Annotated in this window: 23 protein-coding genes and 1 tRNA gene; 9 read left to right on the top strand and 15 right to left on the bottom strand. The window is 58.4% G+C overall.

Going from position 1 to position 25,817, the window contains the following annotated elements; translation table 11 throughout:
• On the top strand, window positions 1-2,424 hold a 2,424-nt coding region (locus tag C7476_RS26370), incomplete at its 5' end, for a GH92 family glycosyl hydrolase (protein WP_147274745.1).
• Between the two features lie 38 nt (window positions 2,425-2,462).
• Here C7476_RS26370 and C7476_RS26365 read toward each other — a convergent pair.
• From C7476_RS26365 to C7476_RS26350, 4 genes are read right to left on the bottom strand one after another with little or no spacing between them, the layout of a single operon-like run.
• Window positions 2,463-3,584, bottom strand: a complete 1,122-nt coding sequence (locus tag C7476_RS26365; protein WP_114432890.1) for an ABC transporter permease — start codon at window positions 3,582-3,584, stop codon at window positions 2,463-2,465.
• 12 nt (window positions 3,585-3,596) lie between these two features.
• Entirely contained in the window at window positions 3,597-4,736 is a 1,140-nt protein-coding gene (locus C7476_RS26360) for an ABC transporter permease (RefSeq protein WP_114432889.1), read from the bottom strand.
• Window positions 4,736-6,508, bottom strand: coding sequence for an ATP-binding cassette domain-containing protein (locus tag C7476_RS26355; protein WP_114432888.1), 1,773 nt, complete (start codon window positions 6,506-6,508; stop codon window positions 4,736-4,738). The genes C7476_RS26360 and C7476_RS26355 overlap by 1 nt, the downstream gene beginning before the upstream one ends.
• Entirely contained in the window at window positions 6,505-7,539 is a 1,035-nt protein-coding gene (locus tag C7476_RS26350; RefSeq protein ID WP_114432887.1) for an HlyD family secretion protein, read from the bottom strand. Before C7476_RS26350 ends, C7476_RS26355 begins: the two co-directional genes overlap by 4 nt.
• A gap of 91 nt (window positions 7,540-7,630) precedes the next feature.
• Between C7476_RS26350 and C7476_RS26345 the strand changes: the two genes are divergently transcribed.
• A complete protein-coding gene (locus tag C7476_RS26345; protein WP_114432886.1) occupies window positions 7,631-8,317 on the top strand; it encodes a CerR family C-terminal domain-containing protein in 687 nt (228 codons plus the stop codon).
• Here C7476_RS26345 and C7476_RS28435 read toward each other — a convergent pair.
• Window positions 8,311-8,472: a hypothetical protein gene (locus C7476_RS28435; protein WP_181872622.1), complete on the bottom strand. Its 162-nt coding sequence runs from the start codon at window positions 8,470-8,472 to the stop codon at window positions 8,311-8,313. The two genes, C7476_RS26345 and C7476_RS28435, sit on opposite strands and share 7 nt — an antisense overlap.
• A gap of 412 nt (window positions 8,473-8,884) precedes the next feature.
• On the opposite strand from C7476_RS28435, the gene C7476_RS28430 reads away from it, so the two are divergent.
• A complete protein-coding gene (locus tag C7476_RS28430) occupies window positions 8,885-9,061 on the top strand; it encodes a hypothetical protein (protein ID WP_181872621.1) in 177 nt (58 codons plus the stop codon).
• A 48-nt stretch (window positions 9,062-9,109) separates the two neighbouring features.
• On the opposite strand, the gene C7476_RS26335 is transcribed toward C7476_RS28430, so the two are convergent.
• A complete protein-coding gene (locus C7476_RS26335; RefSeq protein ID WP_114432884.1) occupies window positions 9,110-9,478 on the bottom strand; it encodes a hypothetical protein in 369 nt (122 codons plus the stop codon).
• A 69-nt stretch (window positions 9,479-9,547) separates the two neighbouring features.
• On the bottom strand, window positions 9,548-9,937 hold the full coding sequence (locus C7476_RS26330) for a DUF930 domain-containing protein (protein WP_114432883.1): 390 nt from the start codon (window positions 9,935-9,937) through the stop codon (window positions 9,548-9,550).
• A gap of 536 nt (window positions 9,938-10,473) precedes the next feature.
• Between C7476_RS26330 and C7476_RS26320 the strand changes: the two genes are divergently transcribed.
• Both C7476_RS26320 and C7476_RS26315 read left to right on the top strand, forming a co-directional pair.
• Window positions 10,474-10,734: a DUF982 domain-containing protein gene (locus C7476_RS26320; protein ID WP_114432881.1), complete on the top strand. Its 261-nt coding sequence runs from the start codon at window positions 10,474-10,476 to the stop codon at window positions 10,732-10,734.
• 89 nt (window positions 10,735-10,823) lie between these two features.
• Window positions 10,824-10,915 (top strand) — tRNA-Ser (locus C7476_RS26315).
• Between the two features lie 184 nt (window positions 10,916-11,099).
• Here the strand turns inward: C7476_RS26315 and C7476_RS26310 are convergent.
• From C7476_RS26310 to C7476_RS26295, 4 genes are all read right to left on the bottom strand, one after another.
• On the bottom strand, window positions 11,100-11,621 hold the full coding sequence (locus tag C7476_RS26310) for a hypothetical protein (protein ID WP_114432880.1): 522 nt from the start codon (window positions 11,619-11,621) through the stop codon (window positions 11,100-11,102).
• A gap of 109 nt (window positions 11,622-11,730) precedes the next feature.
• Window positions 11,731-12,501, bottom strand: coding sequence for a pyrroline-5-carboxylate reductase (locus C7476_RS26305; RefSeq protein ID WP_114432879.1), 771 nt, complete (start codon window positions 12,499-12,501; stop codon window positions 11,731-11,733).
• 98 nt (window positions 12,502-12,599) lie between these two features.
• The gene (locus C7476_RS26300) at window positions 12,600-14,996 is read right to left on the bottom strand and encodes a right-handed parallel beta-helix repeat-containing protein (RefSeq protein WP_114432878.1); all 2,397 of its coding nucleotides are present in this window, start codon (window positions 14,994-14,996) and stop codon (window positions 12,600-12,602) included.
• 63 nt (window positions 14,997-15,059) lie between these two features.
• Window positions 15,060-17,138 carry a transcriptional regulator gene (locus tag C7476_RS26295; protein WP_425374032.1) on the bottom strand — a complete coding sequence of 693 codons (2,079 nt, stop codon included), beginning with the start codon at window positions 17,136-17,138 and terminating at the stop codon, window positions 15,060-15,062.
• An 88-nt stretch (window positions 17,139-17,226) separates the two neighbouring features.
• Between C7476_RS26295 and C7476_RS26290 the strand changes: the two genes are divergently transcribed.
• Window positions 17,227-18,315, top strand: a complete 1,089-nt coding sequence (locus tag C7476_RS26290) for a PLP-dependent cysteine synthase family protein (protein WP_114432877.1) — start codon at window positions 17,227-17,229, stop codon at window positions 18,313-18,315.
• 13 nt (window positions 18,316-18,328) lie between these two features.
• A complete protein-coding gene (locus C7476_RS26285) occupies window positions 18,329-19,807 on the top strand; it encodes a pyridoxal phosphate-dependent decarboxylase family protein (protein WP_114432876.1) in 1,479 nt (492 codons plus the stop codon).
• Window positions 19,808-19,823: 16 nt separating this feature from the next.
• On the opposite strand, the gene C7476_RS26280 is transcribed toward C7476_RS26285, so the two are convergent.
• The 3 genes from C7476_RS26280 to C7476_RS26270 are packed head-to-tail and all read right to left on the bottom strand — an operon-like array spanning window position 19,824 to window position 23,104.
• Window positions 19,824-20,474 carry an Isoquinoline 1-oxidoreductase subunit gene (locus C7476_RS26280; RefSeq protein WP_114432875.1) on the bottom strand — a complete coding sequence of 217 codons (651 nt, stop codon included), beginning with the start codon at window positions 20,472-20,474 and terminating at the stop codon, window positions 19,824-19,826.
• A gap of 11 nt (window positions 20,475-20,485) precedes the next feature.
• On the bottom strand, window positions 20,486-22,642 hold the full coding sequence (locus C7476_RS26275) for a xanthine dehydrogenase family protein molybdopterin-binding subunit (RefSeq protein ID WP_114432874.1): 2,157 nt from the start codon (window positions 22,640-22,642) through the stop codon (window positions 20,486-20,488).
• Window positions 22,643-22,645: 3 nt separating this feature from the next.
• A complete protein-coding gene (locus tag C7476_RS26270) occupies window positions 22,646-23,104 on the bottom strand; it encodes a (2Fe-2S)-binding protein (RefSeq protein WP_114432891.1) in 459 nt (152 codons plus the stop codon).
• A 242-nt stretch (window positions 23,105-23,346) separates the two neighbouring features.
• Between C7476_RS26270 and C7476_RS26265 the strand changes: the two genes are divergently transcribed.
• Both C7476_RS26265 and C7476_RS26260 read left to right on the top strand, forming a co-directional pair.
• Entirely contained in the window at window positions 23,347-24,258 is a 912-nt protein-coding gene (locus tag C7476_RS26265; protein WP_114432873.1) for an alpha/beta fold hydrolase, read from the top strand.
• Window positions 24,259-24,405: 147 nt separating this feature from the next.
• Window positions 24,406-25,218: a class I SAM-dependent methyltransferase gene (locus tag C7476_RS26260; RefSeq protein WP_114432872.1), complete on the top strand. Its 813-nt coding sequence runs from the start codon at window positions 24,406-24,408 to the stop codon at window positions 25,216-25,218.
• Between the two features lie 181 nt (window positions 25,219-25,399).
• Here C7476_RS26260 and C7476_RS28425 read toward each other — a convergent pair whose 3' ends face one another.
• The gene (locus tag C7476_RS28425) at window positions 25,400-25,552 is read right to left on the bottom strand and encodes a hypothetical protein (protein WP_181872619.1); all 153 of its coding nucleotides are present in this window, start codon (window positions 25,550-25,552) and stop codon (window positions 25,400-25,402) included.
• Between the last annotated feature and the right edge of the window lie 265 nt (window positions 25,553-25,817).

Below are 25,817 nucleotides of genomic sequence, written 5' to 3'. Positions count from 1 at the left end.
CAGCTGGCGCTCGACGCCGCCAACAAGCTTGGCGCGAGTGCCACCGACGATTTCAAGACGCGCATCTCCGCGCTGGAAGCGGCGGTTGAAAAGCTGCAGCCACAGGAAGATCTGGCACAATTCGTCAACCCGTTCGTCGGCACAGCGGGCACAACCAATTCGCACTCCGAGGACAAAGGGCAGACATACCCGGCCGTCGGCGTTCCCTTCGGCATGACACAATGGACTCCCGCAACCAACTCGACAGAGACCAAGGGCACGGCACCTTATTATTATGGGGACACAGCGATACAGGGTTTTCGGGCCAGCCACTTCCTGAGCGGGTCGGCAGTACAGGAATATGGCAGTATCCAGCTGTTCGCCGGTCAGGATGCCAGGGAGCAATGGACGCCGAATCTCCTGTCGTCGAAATTTTCCCATGAAAAAGAAAAAGCCGGGCCGGACCTTTATGAAGTCGAGTTGCCGGACCGCAATATCTCCGTTTCGATGACGGGGACGGCGCGCTGCGGCCTGATCCGTTTCCGCTTCCTGAAAGGCGGTACAGGCTGGATATCTGTCCAGAACAACAATGACAGACAGATACCTGCAGGCCTGACCGCCCTATGGAATGGTGCGGGTCGGACCACGATCGAGGCGGAAACGCAGGAGGTCGTGGGCAACAACAAGGTAGGCCGCTTCTATGCAGGCATGCACAAGCCGGCCGGCTTTTTCGGCCAGTTTGCCGTGACATTTGACCGCAAGTTTCGCACAGGCGGCACATGGGCCGGCAAGGCTTTCGTTCCTGACAACAGACAGGCCGCCGCAGGGACTGCGCCCTCCGGAGCGGTCGTGATGTTTGATGACCTGAAACCTGGCGAAACGGTTACGGCACGCACTTGTATGTCCTTTGCCAATATTGACGGCGCACGCGCCAATGGTGCAGCGGAACTGCCCGATTTCAATTTCGACAAGACACAGCAGGCCAGCCGAGCAGCGTGGAACAAGGTACTGAATGCGATTCTGGTCGATGGCGCCCAGACGGACCGGCGCGTGTTCTATACGTCACTCTACCACATGTATCTGGCGCCGCGCATGTTCAGCGATGTCAGCGGCAAATATCCGCGCTTCGCGGGTGGGGCTGCCTATGAAACCGCGAGCGGCTTCACCTATTACGACGATTATTCCATGTGGGACACGTATCGTGCGCTGCATCCGTTTCTGACTATCACTGAACCCAAACGCGTCACCGATCTGGTCCGGTCATTGCTGATAAAGGGTGAGCAGGGCGGCTACCTGCCGATTTTCCCGCTCTGGAACAGCTATACCAGCGCGATGATCGGCGATCATGCCATCTCGATGATTGGCGATGCGCATCTCAAAGGCATCAAGGGATTCGATATCGACAAGGCCTATGCGCTGATGTTCAAGAATGCCACGCAAACACCAGGCAAAGAGGAATACGAGGATGGAAAGGGCCGCAGGGCGCTCGGCAGTTATCTCAAATTCGGCTACATTCCGCTGGAAGATAAAGTGCCGGATGCCTTCCATCAGAACGAACAGGTATCGCGCACGCTTGAGTACGCCTACGATGATTTCGTCCTGTCGGAAGTCGCCAAGAGTCTTGGTAAGACAGCAGATGAGGCAATGTTTCGCCAACGCGCCCAGAACTACCGCAATGTGCTCGATCCGGCCACCGGTTTTGCCCGCGGGCGCTATGAGAACGGCACCTGGTCGAGGGATGGGAACCTCGACAACGCCTGCATTCAGGCGGAAAGTTTCTGCCCCGCCAAAAATCAAAGCTACATCACGGAAGGCAGTCCCTTCCAGTACATGTTCTATGTGCCGCAGGATATTCCCGGCCTGATCAGCCTGCAGAAGGACGGAGAGGTGGGCTTCCTCAGCAAGCTCGATGCGTTATTTGCCGGCAAGGGCAAGGGATATTACTGGCACGGCAATGAGCCAAGCCACCACATAGCCTATCTCTTCAACTATGCGGGAGCCGCAGCCAAGACCCAGAAACACGTCGAAGAGCAACGTCGCACCCAATATCTGGATGCGCCGGACGGCTTGTTCGGCAATGACGATGCCGGGCAAATGTCAGCCTGGTATGCATTCAGTGCACTTGGCTTTTATCCGGTCACACCCGGCATACCGGCCTATGTGATTGGCACGCCGCTCTTTTCCAGCGCGAAACTGCAGCTCGAAAACGGCAAGACGTTTGAAGTGATTGCCGAGCGGCCTGCGAGTGCTGCCGCCAAGGACGCGCCATATATCGAATCGGCAACGCTCAACGGCAAGCTGCTGCAGCGTTACTGGATCAAGCATTCGGAGATCACAGCGGGTGGCACGCTGACATTCAAGATGTCACCGACACCAGGCATAAATTGGCCGCAAGACCGGACGCCGCCCGGTCAGGAGCCAGCCGGTCCGCGGATAGTACAATAGAAGTGGAGGGGCGGCGTCATCGTCGCCCCTTTCCATTCTTACGTCAACCTATTCCGGAAAAGCCAGGCCGAAAATGGCAGGGTAACCGCGGCGATGGCCACCAGCGCCAGCATTTCCGGTAGCAACTGCCTCAGGCCTGCACCCTCCAGATAGACCTGGTGCGTAATGCTGATCGCATAGCGCAGCGGATTGATCATTGTCAGATACTGCAGGATTTCCGGCATATTGCCGATCGGCGCCGTCAGCCCCGATAGCAGCATGAATGGCATCAGCAGCACGAACGAGTAGATCATTGCCTGCTGCATGTTGGCGGCAAGTGACGAGATGAACAGTCCGATGCCGACAGCTGCCGACAGGAAGAGCACCAGCCCCAGATAAAGGATGAAATAAGAACCTTCGAAGGGAATCTGGAACCATAGCTGGGCGACGAGGAATATGGTGGTTGCCTGCGAGAGACCGACCAGCATCGAGGGCAGGGCCTTTCCAACCATGATCTCGGACGGTCTGAATGGCGTGACTAAAAGCTGGTCGAAAGTCCCCGCCTCACGTTCGCGCGCGACCGACATGGCAGTCAGCATCAGCGTCATCATCATGGTGATCGTACCGATCAATGACGGGATCATGTACCACCGCGTCTCAAGGCTCGGATTGTACCAGGCGCGGGTCGTAACCTTGACGCCGTTATTACTGTCTTGGCCGTTCTCCTCACGCCATTGCGCGGTGAAGTCCGTCGCGATCGTGCTCACATAGCTCTGCGCGGTGCCGGCCGTGTTGGAATTGCGGCCATCGGCGATGATCTGCAATTTGGCCGGCATTCCGGCCATCAGCCGCCTCTCGAAATCCTGGTCGATGACCACCACGAGCAAGACCCGGGCGTCATTGATGAATTTATCGATGTCGGATGTCCGCTGCAACGTCGCAACACGGCTGAAAATGCCCGAGCCGTCCAGTTTCGAAACCAGCTCTATGGATGCCGCGCTGTGATCGTGATCGAGAACCGCATAGGGCACATTGTTGAGATCGTAACTCGCCGCATAGCCAAAGATCAGACATTGCAGGATAGGCGGCAGCACCAGCACGATACGGCTTTTCGGGTCCTTGAACATCGCCAGCAATTCCTTGCGGATCAGCGCGATTATCCGGAAGAAGGATTCTTTCATGGTCGTCTCACCTCACCCGAGCTTCTTGCGCGTGGCGAAAAGGGACGCAGTCATCAGAAGGGTTGCCATGACGGCGAGCACCGCCGCGTTGGGCAGGATAACGGCCCAGATGTCGCCGGCAAGGAACAATGTCTGCAGCACGCTGACGAAATAGCGCGCGGGGAAGATGTAGGTGATGCCCTGGATCACCAGAGGCATACTTCTGATGTCGAACATGAAGCCCGACAGCATCATCGCCGGCAGAAATGTGACGATCAATGTGATCTGGCTGGCGATGAACTGGTTCTTGGTGAGCGAGGAGATCAAAAGCCCGATACCGAGCGCCACCAGCAGATAGAGCATCGACACGATGACCAGTATCCACAGCGATCCGCGCAGGGGCACGCCGAAAAGCACCTGACTGCCGATAACCGAGAGCGCCAGTCCCAGCATACCGAGGATGAAATAGGGGACTGTCTTGCCGAGCAGGATTTCGCCGGGCCGGGCAGGGGTGACGAACAGCGCTTCGAATGTGCCGCGTTCCCATTCCCGCGCCATCACCAGCGCCGTCAGCAGCGCACCGATCAGCGTCATGACAAGAACAATCAGCCCCGGCACCAGAAAATAGGTGCTGTCATTGGCCTCGTTGAACCAAAGCCGCGTCTGCAGGTCGATCGATGCGCCGGAATTCAAGACCATTCCCTGCGCTGCCTCGCGCGCCAGCCACGTGCCGACCGCGCCTTGCGCATAGCCGATCGCGATGCGGGCTGTATTGGCGTCACTGCCATTGACGACGACCTGAATTTCCGCCGTCCCGTTCTGCACATCGCGGGCGAATTGCGGTGGTATGCGCACGATACCGCTGACGGTCTTGTCCGCCAGCAGCCGCTCCGCCTCCGCCATGGTCTTGACCGGATGCGTCTGGAAATAATCCGACAGTTCGAAGCCGGAAACCGCGGCGCTCGCCTCTGCCGAGGATTCTTCCATGACCAGCGCAACGGGGAGGTTTTTGAGGTCGAACGACAAGCCGTAACCGAACAGGATCAACAGCACCATCGGCATGACGATGCCGACGGCAACGCTGCTCGGGTCGCGCACCACCTGCCAGCTCTCCTTGCGCACCAGCGCGAGGATACGGCGCACGCGGCCGTGTTGGGCGGAGGGTGCGGCCATCACGCGGCCTCCTTCTTGTCTCGCCGGGACTCCTCGACGATGGCGATGAAGGCGTCTTCCATGTTCGGTTCTTCGCCGTTCTTCGGCTTGGCATGGGCACGGATTTCGGCAGGTGTTCCCTCGGCAAGGTTACGCCCCGCATCGAGAATGATGATGCGATCGCAATATTCCGCCTCTTCCATGAAATGCGTCGTGACGATCACAGTCACGCCCTGCTCGGAGAGCGCGGTAATGCGCCCCCAGAACTCGCGCCGTGCCAGCGGATCGGCGCCGCTGGTCGCCTCGTCCAGAAACAGAATGTCTGGCTCGTGCAAGAGCGCCGCCGCCATGGCAAGACGCTGCTTGAAACCGCCGGGTAATTGTCCGCTCGGTAGCGTTGCCAGATCACCCAGTTCGAACTGCTCTTTCGACCAGGCGACGCGGTCGCGTTTCTTCTGTCCGCGCAAACCATAGGCGCTGGCGAAGAAATCGAGATTTTCGTCGACCGACAGATCGCCATAAAGCGAAAACTTCTGTGCCACGTAGCCGAGTTTCTGCCGCGCTTCGGCACGTGATGTGCGCAAGTCCGCACCGGCAACGCGCAGCGTACCGCTGGTTGCCGGCATCAGTCCGCACAACATGCGAAACGTCGTGCTTTTCCCGGCGCCATTCGGGCCGAGCAGCCCGTAAATCTCGCCGCGCTTCACCTGAAAGCTGACGTGATCGACCGCGGTGAAATCGCCGAACTTGCGCACCAGATCATGGACTTCGACCGAGATCTCATCACCTGCTGCTGTCTTGGGTCGCTCCAGTTCCACTTCGCTGGAACGGCTCTTGCTTGCTACGGCGCCGAACAGCACCATGAACCCATCTTCGAAACGGGCGGAGACCGGCTGAAGTTTGATGGCTTTGCCGTCAACTTTGATGTCGTCCTTGAAGTCCGGTTGCTTCACCACGCGCACTTTGCCAGCTTCCGGCACCGCGTCGACAACGCCGTCCTGCCGGAACAGCCGAGCCTGCAGCGACCGGGCGTTCGTGCCTTTCCCCGGCGTTGCTATGAATACGCAGTTCCTGGCTTCTTCCGTGATTTCGCCGGGTTTCCCCTGCGCCAGAACCTTGCCCTGATGCATGACGACGGCGTGGTCGCAGAGTTCTGCCTCATCCAGGTAAGACGTGCTGACGACGACCGTCAGTTTGTCCTCGTGCACGAGCTTGGTGACGATCTCCCACAATTCGCGCCGTGACAGGGGATCGACGCCAACCGTCGGTTCATCGAGCAGGAGGAGCTCCGGCGAACGTACCAGCGTACAGGCGAGGCCGAGTTTCTGCTTCATGCCGCCGGATAGCTTGCCGGCAAGGCGCTGCGTGAAACGCCCGAGGTCGGTCATTTCCATCAGCCGCGGGTAAATCTCTCTGCGCTGTTCCGTGGTGATGCCGTGCAGGTCGGCGTAAAGATCGAGGTTCTGCTGAACGCTCAAATCCTCGTAGAGGCCGAATTTCTGCGGCATGTAACCAATGCGGTTCTGTATTGTCTGCGGATCGGCTGCGACATCGATCCCGAGCACGGAGAGCTCGCCACTGTCGGCGACCATCAGCCCGGCAATCAGGCGCAGCAACGTGGTTTTGCCCGCGCCGTCAGGTCCGACCAAGGCAGTCAACGTGCCTTGCCGCGCTTCGAAGGAGACCCCCTCCAGCGCCTTGACGGTCTCGCCCGTATCGCGGCGGAAGCTCTTGTGGATGGTCCGCGCCGTGACGGGGCCAGATTCTGCCCGAGTTGGCGCGGTGCCGGTCATGGTGTTGCCTTGCGGTCCGCATTTTGGGGCAGGGCCTTTGGCGCCTCATCTGCCAGCAGCCTTACAGTGGCTGGCATGCCGAGCCGGAGCATATCGTCCTTGTCCTCGACAAAAACCCGCACCTCATAGACAAGGCTCGAACGCAGATCTTCCGTCTCTACTGTCTTGGGCGTGAATTCCGCCACCGGCGAGATAAAACCGACCCAGCCGTCAAGCGGGCGATCCGGGAAACTGTCGGATGTCACCTTGGCGCGCATGCCGGAACGAACATGCCCAAGATTGACCTCCGAAACATAGGCCCGCACCCATTTCGTGCCGATGGTCGCCAGCGAGAATACGGGCTTGGTCGGGGCCGCCATTTCGCCCGGCTCCATGAGGCGTGAGCGTACTACCGCGTTGAACGGCGCCACGAGTTCCGCATCGTCCAGTTCCTGCCGTATCAGTGCCAGCTGCGCTTCGCTGCCACGAAGTTGCGCTTCGGCCTGCAGCAATTCTTCAGCGCGGGGGCCGGCAATGGCAAGTTCGAGCGCGCTTTGCGCAACGTCGACTTTAGCATCGGCCATGGCCGCAGCAGCCTTTGTCGTATCGAGTTCCTGCTTGCTGATGGTGGAGTTCACTGACAGTGCCGCCCGCCTCTCAAGTTGTATGTTGGCATTAGCCGCGTCCGCCTTGGCCGATGCAAGGTTGGCGCGCGCCTGGGCAATTTCTTCGGGACGGCTGCCGTTGCGGAGTTTCATCACCATGGCCCGTTGCGCGGCGACAGTCGCGTCGGCCTCCCGCACCTGCGGCGACAGCCGGCTGGTATCGAGTCGGGCCAGAACCTGGCCTTTTTTGACGATATCGCCTTCCTCGACGAGAATACCGGCAATGCGCTCCGAGCCGTTGAAGGCGAGCGTTGCCTGCCGCAGGTCGACATTTCCATAAAGCGTCAAGGCATCACTGGCTACCGGCCTGCGTAAATACCACCATGCCCCGCCACCAATCGCGGCGAGGATAAGCAGGATGATGACGATGCGAAGCGGCTTGTTCATCTCTCAACCATAACGCGAAAAATATTGATATGTCAAATTTGAATTTGAATTTTAGCTTTCAAAAATTTCAAATCTCGTATAGAATCATCGCATGGCTCGAAAAACACCACGAAAACTGCCCGGCCGCCGCGAAGACGGCGCTACAACGAAAGCCCAGATTTTGGAAGCTGCCGGCGAGGTTTTTGCCGAGAAGGGGTTTGACCGCGCCACCGGCAAGGAGATTGCCGAGAGGGCAGGCAGCAACTCGGCTGCGGTCAACTACTACTATGGCGGGATCGAAGGTCTCTATGCCGATGTGCTTGTAGAGGCCCATCGACGGCTTTTAACCTACGACAAGCTCGTTGCGCTTGCTGAGAGTCCGGGAGAGCCGACCGAGAAGCTGAAAAGCCTCATCGGCTTGATCGCTCGCAGGATTACCGGACCCGAGTCGTCGTCGTGGGCGCTGCGTGTCCTCAGCCGCGAGATTCTCTCGCCGTCATCGGCGTTTCCGGTCCTTGTGAAACAGGAAATTCTACCGAAGAAGCTTGTCGTGACCGGCATTATAGGGGAGATTTTGGACAGGCCGCATGACGACCCTGTCGTTACGCGTTGCACACTGAATATCATCGCTCCCTTCGCGATGCTGCTCGTCGGCAACAAGCAGATATTTACCCAGGTGCTGCCGGGGTTCAACTCCGGCGAGCCTGAAGTCCAGGAACAGATCGTCGAGCATTTTCAACGCTTTGCCCTTGCCGGATTGGCGGCAACGGCAGCGGCGCTGCGATCAGACGATCACTGACGAATATCTTTGGAAGTGTCTGGATGCCTGTCCTTGGGGTGTGTGTAGGCAGGCTCGTCGGTCTTCTTTTGTGCCTTGGCAATCGCCTCCCGCAGCATCTGCCATTCTCTTTCATGGCGTTGGTAAACATCCTGCGGAACAGTTTGTATCGTCATGTGGGTTCTCCGAATGGTTGACGCCCTATAACGATCACATAGGTCGCCCGTTCCCACTTCGCCATTCAAGATTTGCAACTGGCATTTACAGATGCGAAGGGATGGTCTTGGCGTCCCCAGACGCAGCGCATTTACCATAGGACGAGATCCTGGACGCTTGGAACTTTGTCGTTCATTGCAAGTTCATCGAACTAGGCGCACCTAGTGGTTGCATCACCTCACAGGAGACGATCCATGCACAAGATACTGAATGCCATTTCGGCAGCCATGCTGGGATTGGCAATGTTGCTGACATCCGCGGTCACGTCCCAAGCCGCGCCCGTATCTCCCGCGACTCTTCAGCTATCATCAAATGTTGAACAGGTGCGCGACAACAGGGCAGATTGGAGGCGCCATCATTATAAGTCCCGCCGTGACTGGCGTCGCGACCGCCATGACTGGCGTCGAGACCGTTACCATCGGCGTCATTGGGCAGAGCGGCGCGATCATCGGCGTTGGAGCCACAACCGCAGGTACTATCGCTATGGTAGTGGTGGGTACATGGGCGGCAGCGGAAGAAGCCACCAGTAACGATCGGCACCGCTTCTAGCCCGGATGAAATGAAAAAAGGCGGATCTTCGGAACCGCCTTTCTGTATTTACCCACCGGCTTTCAGTGTTTCATAACCAACGCGAACCTTCTCTGCCAGCGTCAGCAATCTCTCCTTGCAGGTTTTCGCATCATAGTCTGCGGGTTGCTTTGGCGAAGCGATCACTGCCCTGAGCCAGCTGCGTACGGAACTGTCCGCCTCATCGGCCGATTTTCCGAGCCCTTTCAGAATGGTTTCGCTGCTTTCGATGGCCGAGTAGTGCGGCTCGCGTCCGAGAGCGTCCTGACACTGATAGGAAACGATGACGAGATTTTTTGCGTCGGCGACTACCGCGCTCTTACTGGTGTTGCCGCCCGTCGTCGTGCATGCCGGCAAGATCGCAGCCACCAATACAATAGCCAAAACTGAAAATCGCATCTGTTTCCCCCATCACTGGAGCACAGGCTATTCAACCAGCGTCGTGGTGTCGAGAGGATCGATTTGACTCTAAGGAACGAGCAGGTGTCGGCTCCAGTCCTTTTTCGGCACGAGATCACCGATTTTATATTTGAAGCCTACGACGTTCATGTTGTCGGCGCTGGTTTGGCATTTGTACTTCAGGTGATACCACTCGCCGCGGCTGCGAAAGGCGGCGCCGCGTGTCTTGATGGCGTGGTCTTCCATCGTCGGATCGGCGAAGGCATATGCCAGCACTTTATCCGGGTTGAACTTTTCCTCGTCCTTGCGGATGCGCTCCATCGCCTCGACATCGCAGCGCTGTTCCAGCCGGGTTTGTGGATCGAGCTTCTTCAAGCCTGCCTCCTCGGTCGAATTCATGGCTGATGCTGGACGAAGCGCGAAAGCTGCCATCGCAATCGCAACAAAAATCTTCTTCATGCTCTGATTGGCCCTTACCTGCAAATGCTGCCGGACAATACCGGCAAGTAGTATCAATGGCCAACCCTCGCAGGGCGGGCGCCCACAAGATTGAACGATACCCGGCAAAAATGTGCTTTCGTGTATCAGACGTGGATGGCGCCACCAAACGCATCCTCGACGAATGGCCCGCCCAAAATAGTGATATCATTGCGTGTCGGGGCCTGTCCTGGCTTCAGGAAAGGGTCCGCTGTGGCGAAATATATGAAGGGGCACTTTTCTGCGGCGAGGGATGGATTGATTGACGAACCAAAAAAGCGGTTCCAACGAGCGTTGCTATAACAGCCGATTGGCAGGGTTTCATGCTTGCCCCCACGTCCCAGGAGAAAACGATTCGGGGTTATGATACAAATATTCCAACTAATAGGAATCCTGGAAATCTCTTCGCCCGCGGCAGGACAAAAGGAGGAGGGGATCGCCTAAATCGAATTGATTAGAGACACTTAGTCGAACTTTATGTCGCGGAACAAGGTGCCATTTGTGTGCGTTGACCCACCATGACCAATCTCGATTTTCTTGCTGTCACGATTGAAATTGATGAGACGGGTGAGTTGCGGAACGTGAGCTCCGTCGCTGAGGCTGCCGAAATCCTTCGCCAGAATTGGCCAGTCGACCGCGGCAAGGAACTTTCCAGGGCGCGGCGCGCCTGCCTCGATGCAATGGAAGGGACAGGCAGCCTGGAAGAGGCGAGAACAGCCTTCGTCGCTGCCGCCAATGAGGCCGGCATATTGGTCTGGAACAGCGCTTGGCAATTTTGATCTTGGCTAGATGCTCCGTAATCCGATTTTTGGGCTAGACGGAACAAAATCCTTGCAAACATGGGGTTTCATCTTTAGTCAGCGTCCTCGGAGAGGTGGCCGAGTGGTCGAAGGCGCTCCCCTGCTAAGGGAGTAGACCCGTTAAACGGTCTCGAGGGTTCGAATCCCTTCCTCTCCGCCATACCGCCAGCAATAACTGCTGGTCAGGGCGGTTTCCGGGTTCATCATAACGTCCTTCATGTTGAGCAAAAGATTTTGCGTCACTCACGCTAAGCATCAACCGTCGTTACAGTTCTTGGAACTCCCACCAAGGCTAGCAGAGGGTCTGCCCGCCAAGGGCGCCATGAAGCGAGCGGGCAGCGCCGCTAGCGTGCGTCGCGCTTGGCCTGTGCTACCTGTGCAGCCGCACGCTGCCGCCCGCGTTCCATTGGCCGGATAAGACTGTTTACCTTGGTGCTGGGCTTCGCACGCATGCCTTGATGTGCATATCGCGTGTTGAACTCATTGCCTCTTGTCGCGGCTTGCTGCTTTAATGCCAGCACATTGCGCGCGTTTTCGACCAGTGTGATGCTGGCTGACAGGCGGCGACGTCGCTCCACCTCAGTGTTCAGCCGGCGCATTGTCATCGCGAGAACGGCGACTTTCATCTGAGATCCATCATCCCGCGCCGAGGCTGCGCTGCCCTTCGGGTCGGCCTTGCCGCGCATTTCGCGGCGGCGGCGGTTAGCCTCCGTTTGCGCCTTGTCACGCTGTTGACGTGCAAGCTTCACCAGGCTGGACAGGTCCGCATCATTCATCTCCTGCAGCGCAGGATGATGAGATTTCTCGACAAAAATGCGCTCTTCCGCGTTCAGTGCGCGCAGCTCTTCCTTGCGTGAGATGGCCATGCTGTGTCCTCTCCATAGCATTCGTCGCTGGACTTTCCTATGAATGACGCACAGGGTCAAGTTTGGCGCCGACACTGCCCCAATCTCCGGCACGCAGGCCAAAGCCAAATCATCTCTGTTCAATACGCTTGAGCACGGATTCGAGCGCAAGCGTCAAAGCCTTCGTTCCACCATTCTCCTTGAACTCCGCGAAGACCTGCTCGTTCAGACCGCCCTTTGTCGAAAATTTAGAGGCCATCGCCTCGAACGATTGTTCGTTAGATGCGTCCGTTGCATGGGACAGACCGCCGAACAGCCGTTTTAAAAAAATACTCGCCTGATCGTAAGGCATGCCCTCGGCTTCGAGCCAACGGGCGCTTGTTTCCAGCAGGCCGAAATATGTGGCCATCAGCGAGCTCGCCGCGCTGAAAAGATTGTATTGCTTGAGGTCTTCTGCCGGCACTGAAGCGCCAAGCGAAGAGAATAAGGCGGCAATCTGATCATTGGGCGGATAGATTGCCGTTGCTCCGCGCAATTCAGCGACAAATGGCAGGGGAATTGTCCTGGTAATGGTTACGGGCACGCCAATCCAACTGGTGAGGGACTCGATCGGGACAGCGGCAATAAAGCTCACCACCTGTTGGTGCTCGCGGAATTTGAGCTCTTTTACCACTTCCTCGGCGATTTGCGGCCTTACCGCGAGAAACACGATGTCGGCGCTGTCCACGACATCCTGGTTATCACTCCCCACGCGCACCCTCGGAAACATTTCTGCCAATCGTGCTGCAATGTCCTGACTGCGAGGGGAGACGACGATAGAATCGATATCGGACCTTGATTTCATAAAGCCCGTGATGACGGCGTCGGTTATGGCACCCGTTCCTACAAAACCTAGTTTCATTGTTCCCCGCAAAATTTTGACGTCTCCGTGTAGCATAACTCAAACAAATCGCCGAGCCATGCAAAGTGGATCTGGACTGTGCATCTGCCTCGCCTGACTTACTTGTTGGCCGGGCCCTTGTTGCCCGACTCGAAGCCGCTCCATGTCGTGCCGATGTTCAACCATGTGTTCTTCGGTTGCAGTGTCTTGAATCCGACGCTGCCCGGTCCCAATGCCGATCCTCGTTCGAAGACGTTCTTGTAGAGGATCGTGTTGTATTTGCGTGAACTGTAGAGCGGCGGCGCTTTGAAGCTTCCGGTGTACGTCCACATGAGTTGAAAAGCGTCGATGAAGCCGAATTTCAGATTGGTGAACCGGTTGCCTTCAAAAACCGTTCCGTTGTAGTCCGCTCCATTATAGCCCCAGGATTCAAATTCGACGCCGATATGCGCGAGCCTGTTGAAGGTGTTGTTGCGGTAGACATTGCCAAGACCGCCCCAGACACCCGCAACGCCTGAGTCGGTAAAGGTCGTGCCGACATAAAGCCCGCTATTGCTGTCGCTGACCGTATTGTTGGAATATTGCAGGAAATACGGGCTGAGGCCGTTGGCCGAGCTCAAGGCAACAGTCATCATGCCATGGCGCATTTGCGAGATATTGTTCCGGTCCACAACGGCATCATAGACATTGCCGTAGAGCAGGACGGCGGTGGAATCGGAATCATGCTTGAAATAGCTTGGACGGCCCTGGAAAGTGTTGTTGTAGATGGCCATCTGTGAAGCCGCCGCCGCAAGGGCAAACCGGCTCGAGCTATCCGGTACGACATTCCAGGCCTTGTCCAGGGTCGCCGTGTTGTCGTTGACCGACACGATACGCCGATGCTGGCCCGCGCCTCTGCCGCCGACGATAACCAGATCCTGCCCCCCGGCCTTGTCGGAGGCCGCGAGCGACGAGAAGTTGACCGTGTTCGCGGTGGCTGCCTTGAATCCGTCCTTCAGGTCGCTGCCGACCATCTCGAAACATATTTGTTCACCTTTATTGCAGTCGACCTTGTTGCAATTATGCGGGGCGGCCTGATGCGAGACGTTGTCACCCCAATACATGTTTTCCATGCTGCCGGCGTGGCCTTGGGCAACAAAGAACCGGCCGATGCCGTGGCCGTCGTCGCGGTTCTCGTCAGCATTGGCGAGATCGTTACCCACCATCGAAAACTCGCGTCCGCCCCAAAGCGCAACCACGGACTCCCCGTAACCAGTCATGCGAAAGCGATTGTTGGTCATGAATATCTGGCGGCTGTTGCCGTAGAACGATCCATTCTCGATCAGCTCGGAGCTGTCGATATAGAGGCCCGATGCGTCGTGCGCTTCGAGAGCCGGTGCGCCCCAGGCTTTCAGCCGCATGGCTTGCAGGCGCAGATTCTCGACACCGGGTATCCACAGCAGCGGCTTGGAACCGGTATTGCCATCGGCATTGAGCGTCAGTTTTTCGAACTGCGCATTGCGGTTCGCATCGACAACCATGCTGCCGGAAACCTTTTTGCCGAGTCTGATCTCGGTCGCATCCATGCCGTCGCCGAGCCAGTGCACGTTATCCGGCGCTCTGAGCACCGAACCGATGAGATAGGTTCCGGCCGGAAAATATATGGTCGCGGGGGCAACGCTTGCCGCCGCTGTCAGTGCCGCCTCGATAGCGGCGGTATCGTCGGCCGCACCGTCGCCCTTTGCGCCAAAACTCCTTACGTCGATCATCTTCTGGTCCTGCCGGGCCCATGGAGATTGATCGGTGATGGCCAGGTTCAACGGACCGCTCCAGCCGAAACGGCCGCCATGGCCATTGTGGACCCAAACTTCGTAACTCCCGGCCGCAAGGTTTGGCACCTTGAAGTCCACCTTGAAGGGATTGATTGAAACCGACGTCACATAACGCCCGACACCGTTGGCGGGCTTGATATAAATGAACGATTCCGATGTGCCGTTGGACTTCGCCAGATTGCGCCCATAGACCGAAATCGTTGCTCCTGGAACAGCATTGTCGGGCCCGAGCCACCAGCTTTCCGTCCGGTTGATCGCGAAAGCCTTGCCGCCCGCCTCATCGCGTTTCGGCCGGATCAGATACATCGACCACGCGGGGAGGGACTCGGGTAACAAGACCGTCGCCGCCGTGTCGTCTGCACGCAGCGGCGAGGTCGAGATCACCGATCCTTCCTGCCCGGACGGCGCTTGCGAAAAGACGTCGAAGCTGGTCGTTCCATCCAGGTCAACGCCGGTCATCGAGACGATTTCGTCATGGTCCGCAGTTCTCGACATTTCGGCGATAGCGGGCGCGGACTGATTTACAGTGAAGGCAGGCGGATTGAAGGCGTCTATACCCTGTGGCAGCTCGGGCTCGGGGTTGGGTACGGGAAAGCCGAAATCGCTTGGTTGGGCTTTGTCATCTGCCCTCAATACCTCCGGCAAAAGTGCCGCACCGACCCACGCTACTACAATCAGGGCGAGACATTTCGTAAATCGGCTCATGTCATACCCTGAAGGACGGCATGCTGAAATTCAAGTCATGGCAGGACGTGAATGTCCACCTTTCTAAGCCAATCCGATACGTTTGGCTCCCTGCCGGAAGACATTCTCGGTGTCGGGTGTGAACTGGAACGTCGCAAGAAAATCTTCGACGCAATACTGGGGAAGTGTCTTGCGTATGGAAGCGGCAAAGGCCGTAGCTTCGTCGATCCGCCCGGCCAATGCCAGGCAGTGCGCGGCGACGGAGAGAATGATGGCGTGAGCGTTGGGCCGCGCTGCTGCTCGAAGCGCCCATTCGGCCGCTTCCTCGAATTGACCGAGACGAACATGGGCCATGGCGCGCACACCCAGCATGCCGAACAACAGCGGATCGACGGGGCTCAAATGACGCGAGTGGTCGGACGATCCGATCGCCGCTGTCGGATCGCCTGACTGGGACTGGACGAACGACAGCGCGTAGTGACCTAATGCGAAATTCGGGCTGAGTTCGACAGCTCTTTCAAGCTCGACAAGCGATTCATCCTGCCGATGCTGCAGCCAAAGAGCCCGGCCCATGGCCCAGTGCGCTGCCGGATTGTTATCGTCGACAATAAGGCTCTGGCCAGCCGCAGCGTATGCCTGATCAGTTTCGCTTGCATAGTCACCCCACCGTTGGAAGGCGTTCTGCCAATGGGTGAACGACAGGCCCGCATGCGCTCTGGCAAAGGTTGGATCGAGCTTTATCGCCACCCCGAAAAAGTGTTGCGCGAGCTCGTTCTCCTGCCGCGTGAACCTGTACATGTGCCAGAGGCCGCGGTGGTAGGCCTCCCAGGCGTTCAATGAGCTTGGCGATTTGAGGATCGCGCGGTTGCGCTCGGCCACCTCGATTTCGCCGGAGATTGACGAAACGATCCTGTTGCCGATTTCGTCAAGAACAAGAAATGTGTCATCGAGCTTGTGATCGAAGACCTCCGCCCACACGATACGCGCGGTTCGCACCTCGACAAGCTCCGCCCGCACCAGAATGCGGTTTTGCAGATACCGCACGCTGCCGCTGGCGACGTAATCCACGTTCAGGCGACGGCCGGCATCCTCGGGGCCAATATTTCGCTCTGCAAGCACAAAAACCGAACCGCGTGCGATCACAAAAAAGCTTTTCAGCCGGGCCAGGCGCGTGATGATGTCGTGGGTAAGGCCGTCTGCGAGCCCGCCCCGTATCAGTTCGCTGCTTGTCTCGAGTACAAACGGCATGACCGCAAGTGACGCGTGATGGTCCGCACCGGCAATCGGGGTCGTTGGTGAAATCAAATCGATGCGCGGAGCGGCGGGAATGTAGATGTGCTCGGCAGTTGTGGCCTGTCGCCGGCTTTTGATTGCGGGCCATGCCTCCCGTACCGGCGTGAAGTCCAGTCCCTCCGCCTCGAACAACCGTGCCGCGGTTGCAAGGTGTTCTTCGCATTCCACTATCTGCCCGCGCTCCGCAAGCGTTGCCAGCAACGCCAGATGCGCGCGCTTGTCGAATGGCGCGAGCGCGACCCATGCATTCAGAATGGATGAAATCTCGTCCGAATCTGCCGGCAGTTTCTTTGCCAGATGTTCAAGCACGGCAGCGTGGCAGGAGCGGAACCGGCGCCGCTGGGCGATCAACCAATGATTGAAATGCGGACTGCGATCGATCTCCAGCCCTTCAAGAAAATCACCGGCGAAGTGCCGGGAAAGCTCCCGCAACCGCGGTAGGTCGAGCGTCTCGATCCCTTCCTCCGCAGCCGAGGCAATATGAAGGGCATCGACGAAACAGCTACTGAGATCGAGCCGGATCGTGTCGTCGGTGGTTTCAATTCGTTGGTGGCCCGGTTCGTTGAGAACACCTCGTAGCTTGCTGAGACTCCAGCGCAGTTCGCCGCGCGGATCGTTGGGCACATCCCATAACAGATCGCAGAGGCGGCTGCGCCCGACCGCGTGCGGCGTCAGCGCCAGATAGGCGAAAAGAGCACGCACCTTGCGTGACGCGGGAAGTTCCAGCGGGACACCGTTCTGGGCGATTGTCAGGGGACCAAGCATCCGCACGCAAACGCCGGCAGCATGGCCGGTCAGCGCTACCAATGCAGATTCCACGTGCGTTTCCACGCTTGTTCCCACGATGCCCCCACGTATTTGTTCTATCATGGAAATCGAAAAGTTGCATCCGGCGCCGTACGTGCCGGGTGCGGCTGGCGCAATTTGCGCAAAAAAACAACCATAGGGGAAAAGGATCATGACAACGCAAGCAACAATCAGAACGACGAATGGGCGCGGGCGCCTCTTCGACAGCATTCTCGACACGGTCGGCGATACACCGGTGATCAGGATCAACAATCTCGCTCCTGATCATGCCAAAATCTATGTGAAGGCTGAATTCTTCAATCCGGCTTCGTCGGTGAAGGACAGATTGGCGCTTAACATCATCGAGGAGGCCGAGCGCAACGGCACGCTGAAGCCGGGTCAAACCGTCGTGGAGGCCACCAGCGGCAATACCGGGATAGGCCTTGCCATGGTCTGCGCGCAGAAGGGCTATCCGCTGGTCGTGACCATGGCGGACAGTTTTTCCATCGAGCGGCGCAAGCTCATGCGTATGCTGGGGGCCAAGGTCGTGCTGACGCCCCGCGCACAAAAGGGGTTTGGCATGTACCGGAAGGCCGTCGAACTCGCGGAGATGAACGGCTGGTTCCTCGCCCGTCAATTCGAAACCGAAGCCAATGCCGATATCCATGAAGCGACGACTGCCCGCGAGATCATCAATGATTTTGCCGGATCGCGGCTCGATTATTTCGTGACCGGCTACGGAACCGGCGGCACTGTCGCCGGCGTTGGCCGTGTCTTGCGCCGGGAGCGGCCGGAAACGCGGATCGTTCTCAGTGAACCGGCCAATGCCCAGCTGCTCGGTAGCGGCAAGGCGCAGGAACGCGGCGCGGGCAACGCGCCGGCTGCCAGCCATCCGGCCTTCGAGCCACATCCTATCCAGGGCTGGACGCCGGATTTCATTCCGTTCGTGCTGCAGGAAGCCATCGACGACAGCTTCTATGATCAGGTCGTGCCAATTCCCGGGCCGGAAGGCATCAAATGGGCACGGGCGCTGGCGCAAAAAGAGGGTATTTTCACCGGCATTTCCGGCGGTGCAACCTTTGCCGTGGCGCATCGCATCGCCGAAACGGCGCCTGCTGGTTCGGTGATTCTGTGCATGCTTCCCGATACGGGCGAACGTTACATGACGACGCCGCTCTTCGAAGGGATCGAAGCCGAGATGGATGACGAGGAAACGGCGCTTTCGCGCTCGACCCCCGGCTACCAGTTCGCTGCCGAATGACCGGAGGTCTGAAATGGACACATCGCTCAAGCCGGTAGCAAGGAATGCCGAAGAAACGCTCGATCCAGAGGACTGGGCGGGCGTCCAGACGTTGTCGCATCAGGTCATCGACGACGCGATCGGTTACCTGCGCAATGTTCGCGAGCGCCCGGTCTGGCAGGACATGCCAGGGGAGGTCAGGGCTTCCTTCGACGCTCCCTTGCCGCAGTCACCGGCACCGCTTGCCGACGTCTATCGCGAGGTAACGGATACGGTGATGTCCTATCCCATGGGCAACATTCATCCGCGTTTCTGGTCGTGGTACATGGGCACGAGCAACTTTACCGGCGCTTTGGGCGATTTTCTGGCGGCCATTCAGGGCTCTAACCTTGGCGGCGGCAATCACGCCGCCGCATTGATGGATCAACAGGTCGTCAACTGGTGCAAGGAAATGCTGGGCTTTCCAGCCTCGGCCAGCGGCACGCTGGTCAGTGGCGGCTCGATGGCCAATATCATCGGCTTGACCGTGGCGCGGAACGCCAAGGCTGGTATCGACGTGCGCGAGCAGGGCGTCGCTGCGATCAAAAAGCCCTTGCGTTTCTATGGGTCGGATCAGCTCCATAGTTGCCACCGCAAGGCAATGGAGGCGCTCGGCCTCGGAAACCGCGCGCTCCGGCGCATCGGCACCGATGATGAGTTGCGCATTGACCTTTCCGCATTGCGCGCGGCAATCGCGGAAGATCGTGCGGCGGGACTTCAGCCCGCCTGCGTGATCGGAACGGCAGGCACCGTCAACACCGGCGCCTTCGATGATCTGCAAGGCCTCGCGACATTGGCAGCGGAGGAGGGGCTCTGGTTCCATGTCGATGGCTGCATTGGCGCGCTCATCGCCATCGCGCCCGAAAACAGGTGGCGCGTTGCAGGCATAGAGCGCGCGGACTCCGTTGCGCTCGATCCGCATAAGTGGCTGCATGCGCCCTTCGAAGTCGGCTGTGCGCTGGTCCGCCATGCGGCTGCGCACCGCGAGACATTTGCCGTGACGCCGGAATTTCTGGAGATGACGTCGCGCGGCCTCGCATCCGCCAATTGGCTGCATGACTACGGGCTGCAAACCTCTCGCGGTTTCCGCGCGCTGAAAGTCTGGATGTCGCTGAAGGAACACGGTGTTCTGAAATTCGGGCGACTTATCGACCAGAACATCCGGCAGGGCCACTATCTCAATAGTCTCGTCGAAGCCGAGCCGCTTCTCGAGCTGGTCGCAACGACCAACATAAACATCGTCTGCTATCGCTATCGTCCTGAAGGGTTTTCCGGCGAACGGCTCAAGGCACTTAACACCGAGATCATGCTCAGATTGCAGGAAGAAGGGACCGCTGCCATTTCAGACACGACTGTTCACGGCGAGCATTGCCTGCGCGTCGCAATCAACAATCATCGCACACGCCAAGGCGATCTCGACCTGTTGATACGCGAAACCTTGCGCCTGGGAGCCGAGATCGCCAGCAGAAGCTGACGATCCCGTTATTTCCTTATGAAGGGCAGGCGGCGCCGGTCGCGACCCAAGCCTTGATCAGTTCGCCGAAGGCTTCCTGCGTTCCGGGTACAGGCTCCCTGCCATCGCCCGGATGCCAGCCCCAGCCGACGAGGTCGTCATGCGCCATATGCTCGACGATCTCGTCCAGGTTCTTGCCGCCATTGCGCTGTGGATCCTTGATCTGGTTGCAGATGGCGCCGAGAGACTTGCCCTCCCAGGCCATTTCGATGGGCGCTAGATGCCAGTTCGGATTGCCGGGAATGCTCTTGATCGTCTCGGCTTGCCCGATCACTTTCACATTCTCGGCTCCGTGACAGGTGTTGCACTGCATTCCGGGCATGCCCATGCCGCCTTCACCGCGCGAAACCGGGGGCTGGTGCGGATGCATGGAAATATCCTGCAGCGGCCTGTCAGTTGCCGGATGGCAATTGACACAGCGCGGATGCTCGATGACCTTGCCGGCCTCCTCGAAAAGCGCAACGGAACGCTGCTTTTCATCGGCGATCGATTGGAAAGACGATGCGGGCTTGAGCTCCTCTTTTGCCACGACCGGCTTGTCCTGGGCGCGCGAAATACTCGAGACGGCAAGCCCGCCATTGACGGCAAGACACACTGCGAGCGAGATATAAGCGATGTTGCGTTTCATCCTGCGTCCCCTCAAGCCGAAAGCACGTTGACGATCGGCAGCTGCCGGACGGGATTATTGGTCAGCCGTCGCCACGCGTTGGCAACCGCTGGACCGACCGGGGGTACACCCGGCTCGCCGACACCAGTCGGTTTTTCGGTCGAAGGGATGATCGCGACTTCGATTGCCGGCATCTCGTTGATGCGCAATGACCGGTAGTCATGGAAGTTGGATTGGACGATCTTGCCGCCTTCTCCAAGCGTGACCGCATCGAACAGGACCGCGCCCAGACCGTAGCCAATGCCGCCTTCCATCTGTGCCGCGATGACGTTGGGATTGACCGCAACGCCGCAATCGACGGCACACCATACCTTGTGCACGCGGGGTGCGCCGTCCTCACCGAGCGAAATCTCGACGATCTGCGCGACATAGCTGTCGAAGCTCTTGACGATCGCAACGCCGCGCTGGCGTCCATCAGGCACCGGCGAACCCCAATCGGCCATTTCGGCGACCTTCTTGAGCGTTCCCACATGACGGGGCTCTTTGCTCAAAAGCGCCAGCCGGCCCTCGACAGGGTCCTTGCCGACCTTCTGCAGCAATTCATCGACGAAGGTCTCGACCGCGAAGCCCGTATGCGTGTGCCCGACCGAGCGCCACCAGAGTGGCGGTACTTCCAGCTTGGTATTGTGCGCAATCACCCGCAGGTTCGGGATCGTGTATGGCAGGTTCGAAGCGCCTTCGACCGAAGTCTCGTCGAGGTCAGCCTTGCCCATGATCGACTGGCCGACGATTGTCTGGTCCCAGCCGACGATCTGGCCATCGGCATCCATCGCGCCGCGCATCTTGTGCACATACATCGGACGGTAGTAGCCGCCGCGAATGTCGTCCTCGCGCGTCCACATGTGCTTCAACGGACGCGTGCCGTCGGTTGCGCCGAAAACAGCCGCGGCCTCCTGCATATAGGGCGAGCCGAACTGCGCCTTGCGCCCGAAGCTGCCGCCGGTGATCTGCGTGTTCAGCCGGACTTTCGCAGGATCGAGATTCAAGACCTTTGCAGCGGTTTTCTGGTCCATCCCGGGGAATTGCGCGCCGTTATAGACGTCGACCGATCCATCGGCTCTCTTGATGAACACCGCATCGAGCGGCTCCATGGGCGCATGCGCGAGGAACGGAAAAACCATCGTCGCTTCGAGCGATTGCACGCCCTGTCCGCCGAATGCCTTGTCGACATCGCCATTATGCGTTGCCTGAATGCCCGTTTCTCCGAACATCTTGGTGTAGTCCGCGGTCAACTGGTCACTCGACCGGGTTTCGGCCTTGGTGAGATCCCATTCGACCTTCAAGGCGGCGCGGCCCTTCAATGCGGCAAAAGTGTTGTCGGCATAGACAGCGACGCCTTGCGGTACCTGTTTGATATCGACGACGCCCGGCACCTTGCGTGCCTCGCTGTCCTCAAAGGATTTGACCGTTGCACCGAAATGTGCCGGATGCTCGACGACTGCATAGAGCATGTTGTCGGCAGTTATATCGAGCGTATAAACGGCGGTGCCGTTGGTCTTGCTCAAGGTATCGAGCTTCGGAAGCTCCTGCCCGATGAGCACGAAATCCTTCGGGTCTTTCAGCGTGGGTTCGGCGGGAGGGGTCTGCGTCGCTGCCTTGGCGGCCAGCGCGCCGAAGCCGCTATCCTTGCCGGAGGCGGCATGTTTGATACGGCCTTTCGAAACCGTGATCTCGCTTGCCGGAACGTTCCATTCCGCAGCTGCAGCGGATACCAGCATGGCGCGGGCTGTCGCGCCCGCCTTGCGAAGCTGCTCGTAGGAATTGGCAATGGAGGTCGAGCCACCCGTGCCTTGGAGCCCAAAGGCAAGGTTTGCATAGACCTTGTCGTCCGCCGGTGAATGTACGGCGCGCATCTGGCTCCAGTCCGCATCGAGCTCTTCAGCGACGATTGTTGCGAGCCCGGTGAATGGACCCTGGCCAAACTCGATATGCTTCGACAGCACGGTGACCGTGTCGTCAGCGCCGATCTTGACGAAGGCGTTCATTGGCGAAAGCGTTTCCGCGCCGCCAGCCGGGACACCTTCGAGTGCCTGAGCGGAAAACACTTTTGGCGCGAGCGTGAAGCCGATAACGAGCCCTGCACCTGCGAGGAACGAGCGACGTGTGGCCGTGATGTTGTGAATGGTCATGGCTCAGCCCTCCATCGTGTCGGCGGCGTTATGGATCGCCTGCCGGATACGGTGATAGGTGGCGCAGCGACAGATATTGCCTGCCATCGCGCCGTCGATATCTTCATCGGTGGGCTTCGGGGTGGTTTGGAGAAGCGCCACGGCGGACATGATCTGTCCGGATTGACAGTACCCGCACTGCGGCACGTCGATTGCCACCCAGGCTTTGTGGATGGCCTCGGCTTCCTTGCCTTCGATGCCTTCGATGGTCACGACCTCAGAACCGACGACCGTTGATATCGGCGTGATGCAACTGCGGCGCGAGGTGCCGTCCATATGGACCGTGCAAGCGCCGCACTGGGCAATGCCGCAGCCGTATTTCGTGCCGGTGAGTTTCTCGAAATCGCGAATGACCCAAAGCAACGGGGTCTCGGGATCCCCGTCGAAAGTCCGTTCTTGTCCGTTGAGCTTGAAGGTGATCATGTTCGTGTCCCGCATCTGGCTGCGCACGTGGGGCGTGCTGGCTTGAGTTGGTCTGTCCTGAGCGTCCAGGCTGCATCGAACATGGTAGGTGTCCGGCGAGGGGTCAAGACACGTTTCTGCTACCAGAACCAGAAAGCACCTCGCCAGCTCGAAATAATTTTCGAGAGGCTGTCGGGTGCTCTGGCTACTGTTCGTCTTAACTGCATTGGCCCACATAAGTTCCCATTGTCGAGGAGACGAACATGAAAATTCTTTCAAGCCTTTTTGCAGTTGCGGCGGTTGCATTGACCATCACGTCGGTTCACGCCGCACCCGCGGTAAAAAGCGGGCATGTCGAAGCTGGCGGTATCAACTACTATTATGAAATACAGGGAGAAGGGGCTGGCAAGCCGCTGCTTCTGCTGCACGGGGGGCTTGGCTCCACGGATATGTTCCAGCCGATCATGCCGCGCCTCATCGAAGGTCGGCAGGTTATCGCCGTTGACCTTCAAGGGCATGGCCGTACCGAGCTCGGCAATCGTCCGATGAGCCTTGAAGCGATGGGTGACGACATGGCGGCGATCCTGAAGTCGCTTGGCCACGACAAGGCCGACGTTCTTGGCTATTCGTTCGGCGGCGGTTTAGCGTTCCGGCTGGCCGTACAGCACCCCGAAATGGTCGATCGCGTGGCGCTGGTTTCGGCAGGCTATGCGCAGGACGGCTTCTATCCCGAAATGATCAAGATGCAGGCGGCCGTGGGTGCGGGCATGGCCGACATGATGAAGGAGACGCCCATGTACAAATCCTACATAGCGGTAGCTCCGAAGCCCGAGGACTTCCCCCGGCTCCTTGACGCGATGGGTGATTTCATGCGCAAGCCCTACGATTATTCCGCCGATGTCGCGAAACTGAAGATGCCGGTGATGCTGGTGTTTGCCGATAGCGACATGTACCGTCCAGAACATGTAGTCAAATTCTACCAGCTGCTCGGCGGCGGCCTCAGAGATGCAGGCTGGATGCGCGAGACCATGTCGCAGAACCGCCTCGCCATCATCCCCAACCGCACGCATTATGACATCTTCTTTGCGCCGGAGCTGGCGGAGACCGTCATGCCGTTTCTCGACGGGCAGGACAAGGTCAAGACCTGGGACGATTTGGTGAATGCGGCCAATTGAGGCAAAGGTTAGTGGCACCTTGGCCGGACAGGGAACGTCGTTCCTGTCCGGTCAATTTTTCGCCGTCAGTTCATCCAGCGCGGCGCTTCCGCAGTGGCTCCCGGAAGCATATGATATCGGGCCGCGTAGAACGGCGGGAGACAGCCAATGGTAGCGACAGACAAAATTTTCGCGGGAGCAATCCCGGAAATTTATGACCGGCTCGTTGTGCCGATGATCTTTGAGCCCTATGCGCAGGATCTTGCCGACCGGGTGGCCAGGTTTAAGCCGCAAAACGTTCTGGAGATCGCAGCCGGCACCGGTGTCCTGACGCGGGCCATGGCTCCCCGGCTCGACGCCGAAACGCGGATCGTTGCATCGGACCTCAACCAGCCGATGCTTGATCGTGCAAGTTCGAGGCAGCAGGAAGACAGTCGCATCGTCTGGCGGCAAGCGGACGCTCTCGCGCTCCCCTTCGAGCCGCAAATGTTCGATATCGTAGTGTGTCAATTCGGGGTCATGTTCTACCCGGACAAGGTCCAGGGGCACAAGGAAGCCTACCGCGTTCTGAAGCTCGGTGGACATTATTTTTTCAATGTATGGGACAAGCTGACCACCAGTGATTTCACCCAAGTGGTGACAAACGCGCTGGAGGAGATGTTTCCGGACGACCCGCCTCGTTTCATGGCAAGGACGCCACATGGTTACTGGGACCAGAAGACTATCCGCGACGAACTGTCGGCCGCGGGTTTCAGGTCGATCACCATTGAAACGCTCGACAAGACCAGCCGTGCGAGTTCTGCGCGCGATGCGGCAACCGCACTTTGCCAGGGGACGCCGCTGCGAAACGAGATCGAAGTACGGTCGCCATCCGGTCTTGAGGCCGCCACAGAACATGTGGCACAGGCCTTGATGCGGCGATTTGGAAGCGGCGTCATCGAGGGCGGGATGAGGGCCCACATTGTCGCTGCTGTGCGCTAGCCGGGAACAGAATTGACACTGAATAGAGAAATTTGCTCCAGGGTGCGTTGAGATTCAGGTCAGGGCGAGCCGAAAATGGTAGTTTTCGAGAACCGGAGCGCAGTGAACATTCTCGTTCATGAGCACCGGATCGTAGAAAAATGCCATTTGCAGGCCGTCATGGCTTGAATATCGACACACCCTAGCGTGCAACGACCGGCTGAACCTCGAAGGTATGCCGGGTATTTCCGATAGTCAGAACTGTTCCCCACAGCACAAACAAGACGGCTGCCAGCAACACAGCCATGATCAGGAAGTCCCGAAGTTCCAAAGGTTCAATGTCGCGATTCCGCATATCACTGGTCCCCGATTCGTTTGTCTGTATTGTGCGGAAACCGTTATTTCTCCTCAATAAACCGTCGCCTCACTAAAATTAATTAGGGCGTGTAGTCATAAATCCAGACGCCACAAATTGGCGATGTCCGCTTCACTACGGGTCAGCGACGGATTGCCCTCAACAGTCTGCTTCTCTAATCGGGCATTTGGGTCAAGCTCTTTTTTAATCTTCGGCGGCCTGATCGTTCACGCGGGTCACGCTTCTCTTCGCAGTCTGTTGGCTC

It is taken from the genome of Phyllobacterium bourgognense (assembly GCF_003337575.1).
GTDB lineage: Bacteria > Pseudomonadota > Alphaproteobacteria > Rhizobiales > Rhizobiaceae > Phyllobacterium > Phyllobacterium bourgognense.
Note: the sequence above shows the minus strand (reverse complement) of the source record. Positions and strands in the feature narration are given on the sequence as shown.

Bases quoted from the DNA above. Each gene is read 5' to 3' on its own strand.
- C7476_RS26330 (WP_114432883.1), bottom strand. From the start codon at position 9,937: ATGAAGAAGATTTTTGTTGCGATTGCGATGGCAGCTTTCGCGCTTCGT.
- C7476_RS26305 (WP_114432879.1), bottom strand. From the start codon at position 12,501: ATGAAACTAGGTTTTGTAGGAACGGGTGCCATAACCGACGCCGTCATC.
- C7476_RS26295 (WP_425374032.1), bottom strand. From the start codon at position 17,138: ATGATAGAACAAATACGTGGGGGCATCGTGGGAACAAGCGTGGAAACG.
- C7476_RS28435 (WP_181872622.1), bottom strand. From the start codon at position 8,472: ATGACGATACAAACTGTTCCGCAGGATGTTTACCAACGCCATGAAAGA.
- C7476_RS28425 (WP_181872619.1), bottom strand. From the start codon at position 25,552: ATGCGGAATCGCGACATTGAACCTTTGGAACTTCGGGACTTCCTGATC.
- C7476_RS26290 (WP_114432877.1), top strand. From the start codon at position 17,227: ATGACAACGCAAGCAACAATCAGAACGACGAATGGGCGCGGGCGCCTC.
- C7476_RS26265 (WP_114432873.1), top strand. From the start codon at position 23,347: ATGAAAATTCTTTCAAGCCTTTTTGCAGTTGCGGCGGTTGCATTGACC.
- C7476_RS26260 (WP_114432872.1), top strand. From the start codon at position 24,406: ATGGTAGCGACAGACAAAATTTTCGCGGGAGCAATCCCGGAAATTTAT.
- C7476_RS26350 (WP_114432887.1), bottom strand. From the start codon at position 7,539: ATGAACAAGCCGCTTCGCATCGTCATCATCCTGCTTATCCTCGCCGCG.
- C7476_RS26270 (WP_114432891.1), bottom strand. From the start codon at position 23,104: ATGATCACCTTCAAGCTCAACGGACAAGAACGGACTTTCGACGGGGAT.
- C7476_RS26275 (WP_114432874.1), bottom strand. From the start codon at position 22,642: ATGACCATTCACAACATCACGGCCACACGTCGCTCGTTCCTCGCAGGT.
- C7476_RS26365 (WP_114432890.1), bottom strand. From the start codon at position 3,584: ATGAAAGAATCCTTCTTCCGGATAATCGCGCTGATCCGCAAGGAATTG.
- C7476_RS26320 (WP_114432881.1), top strand. From the start codon at position 10,474: ATGACCAATCTCGATTTTCTTGCTGTCACGATTGAAATTGATGAGACG.
- C7476_RS26345 (WP_114432886.1), top strand. From the start codon at position 7,631: ATGGCTCGAAAAACACCACGAAAACTGCCCGGCCGCCGCGAAGACGGC.
- C7476_RS26310 (WP_114432880.1), bottom strand. From the start codon at position 11,621: ATGGCCATCTCACGCAAGGAAGAGCTGCGCGCACTGAACGCGGAAGAG.
- C7476_RS26335 (WP_114432884.1), bottom strand. From the start codon at position 9,478: ATGCGATTTTCAGTTTTGGCTATTGTATTGGTGGCTGCGATCTTGCCG.
- C7476_RS26300 (WP_114432878.1), bottom strand. From the start codon at position 14,996: ATGAGCCGATTTACGAAATGTCTCGCCCTGATTGTAGTAGCGTGGGTC.
- C7476_RS26360 (WP_114432889.1), bottom strand. From the start codon at position 4,736: ATGGCCGCACCCTCCGCCCAACACGGCCGCGTGCGCCGTATCCTCGCG.
- C7476_RS26280 (WP_114432875.1), bottom strand. From the start codon at position 20,474: ATGAAACGCAACATCGCTTATATCTCGCTCGCAGTGTGTCTTGCCGTC.
- C7476_RS26355 (WP_114432888.1), bottom strand. From the start codon at position 6,508: ATGACCGGCACCGCGCCAACTCGGGCAGAATCTGGCCCCGTCACGGCG.
- C7476_RS26285 (WP_114432876.1), top strand. From the start codon at position 18,329: ATGGACACATCGCTCAAGCCGGTAGCAAGGAATGCCGAAGAAACGCTC.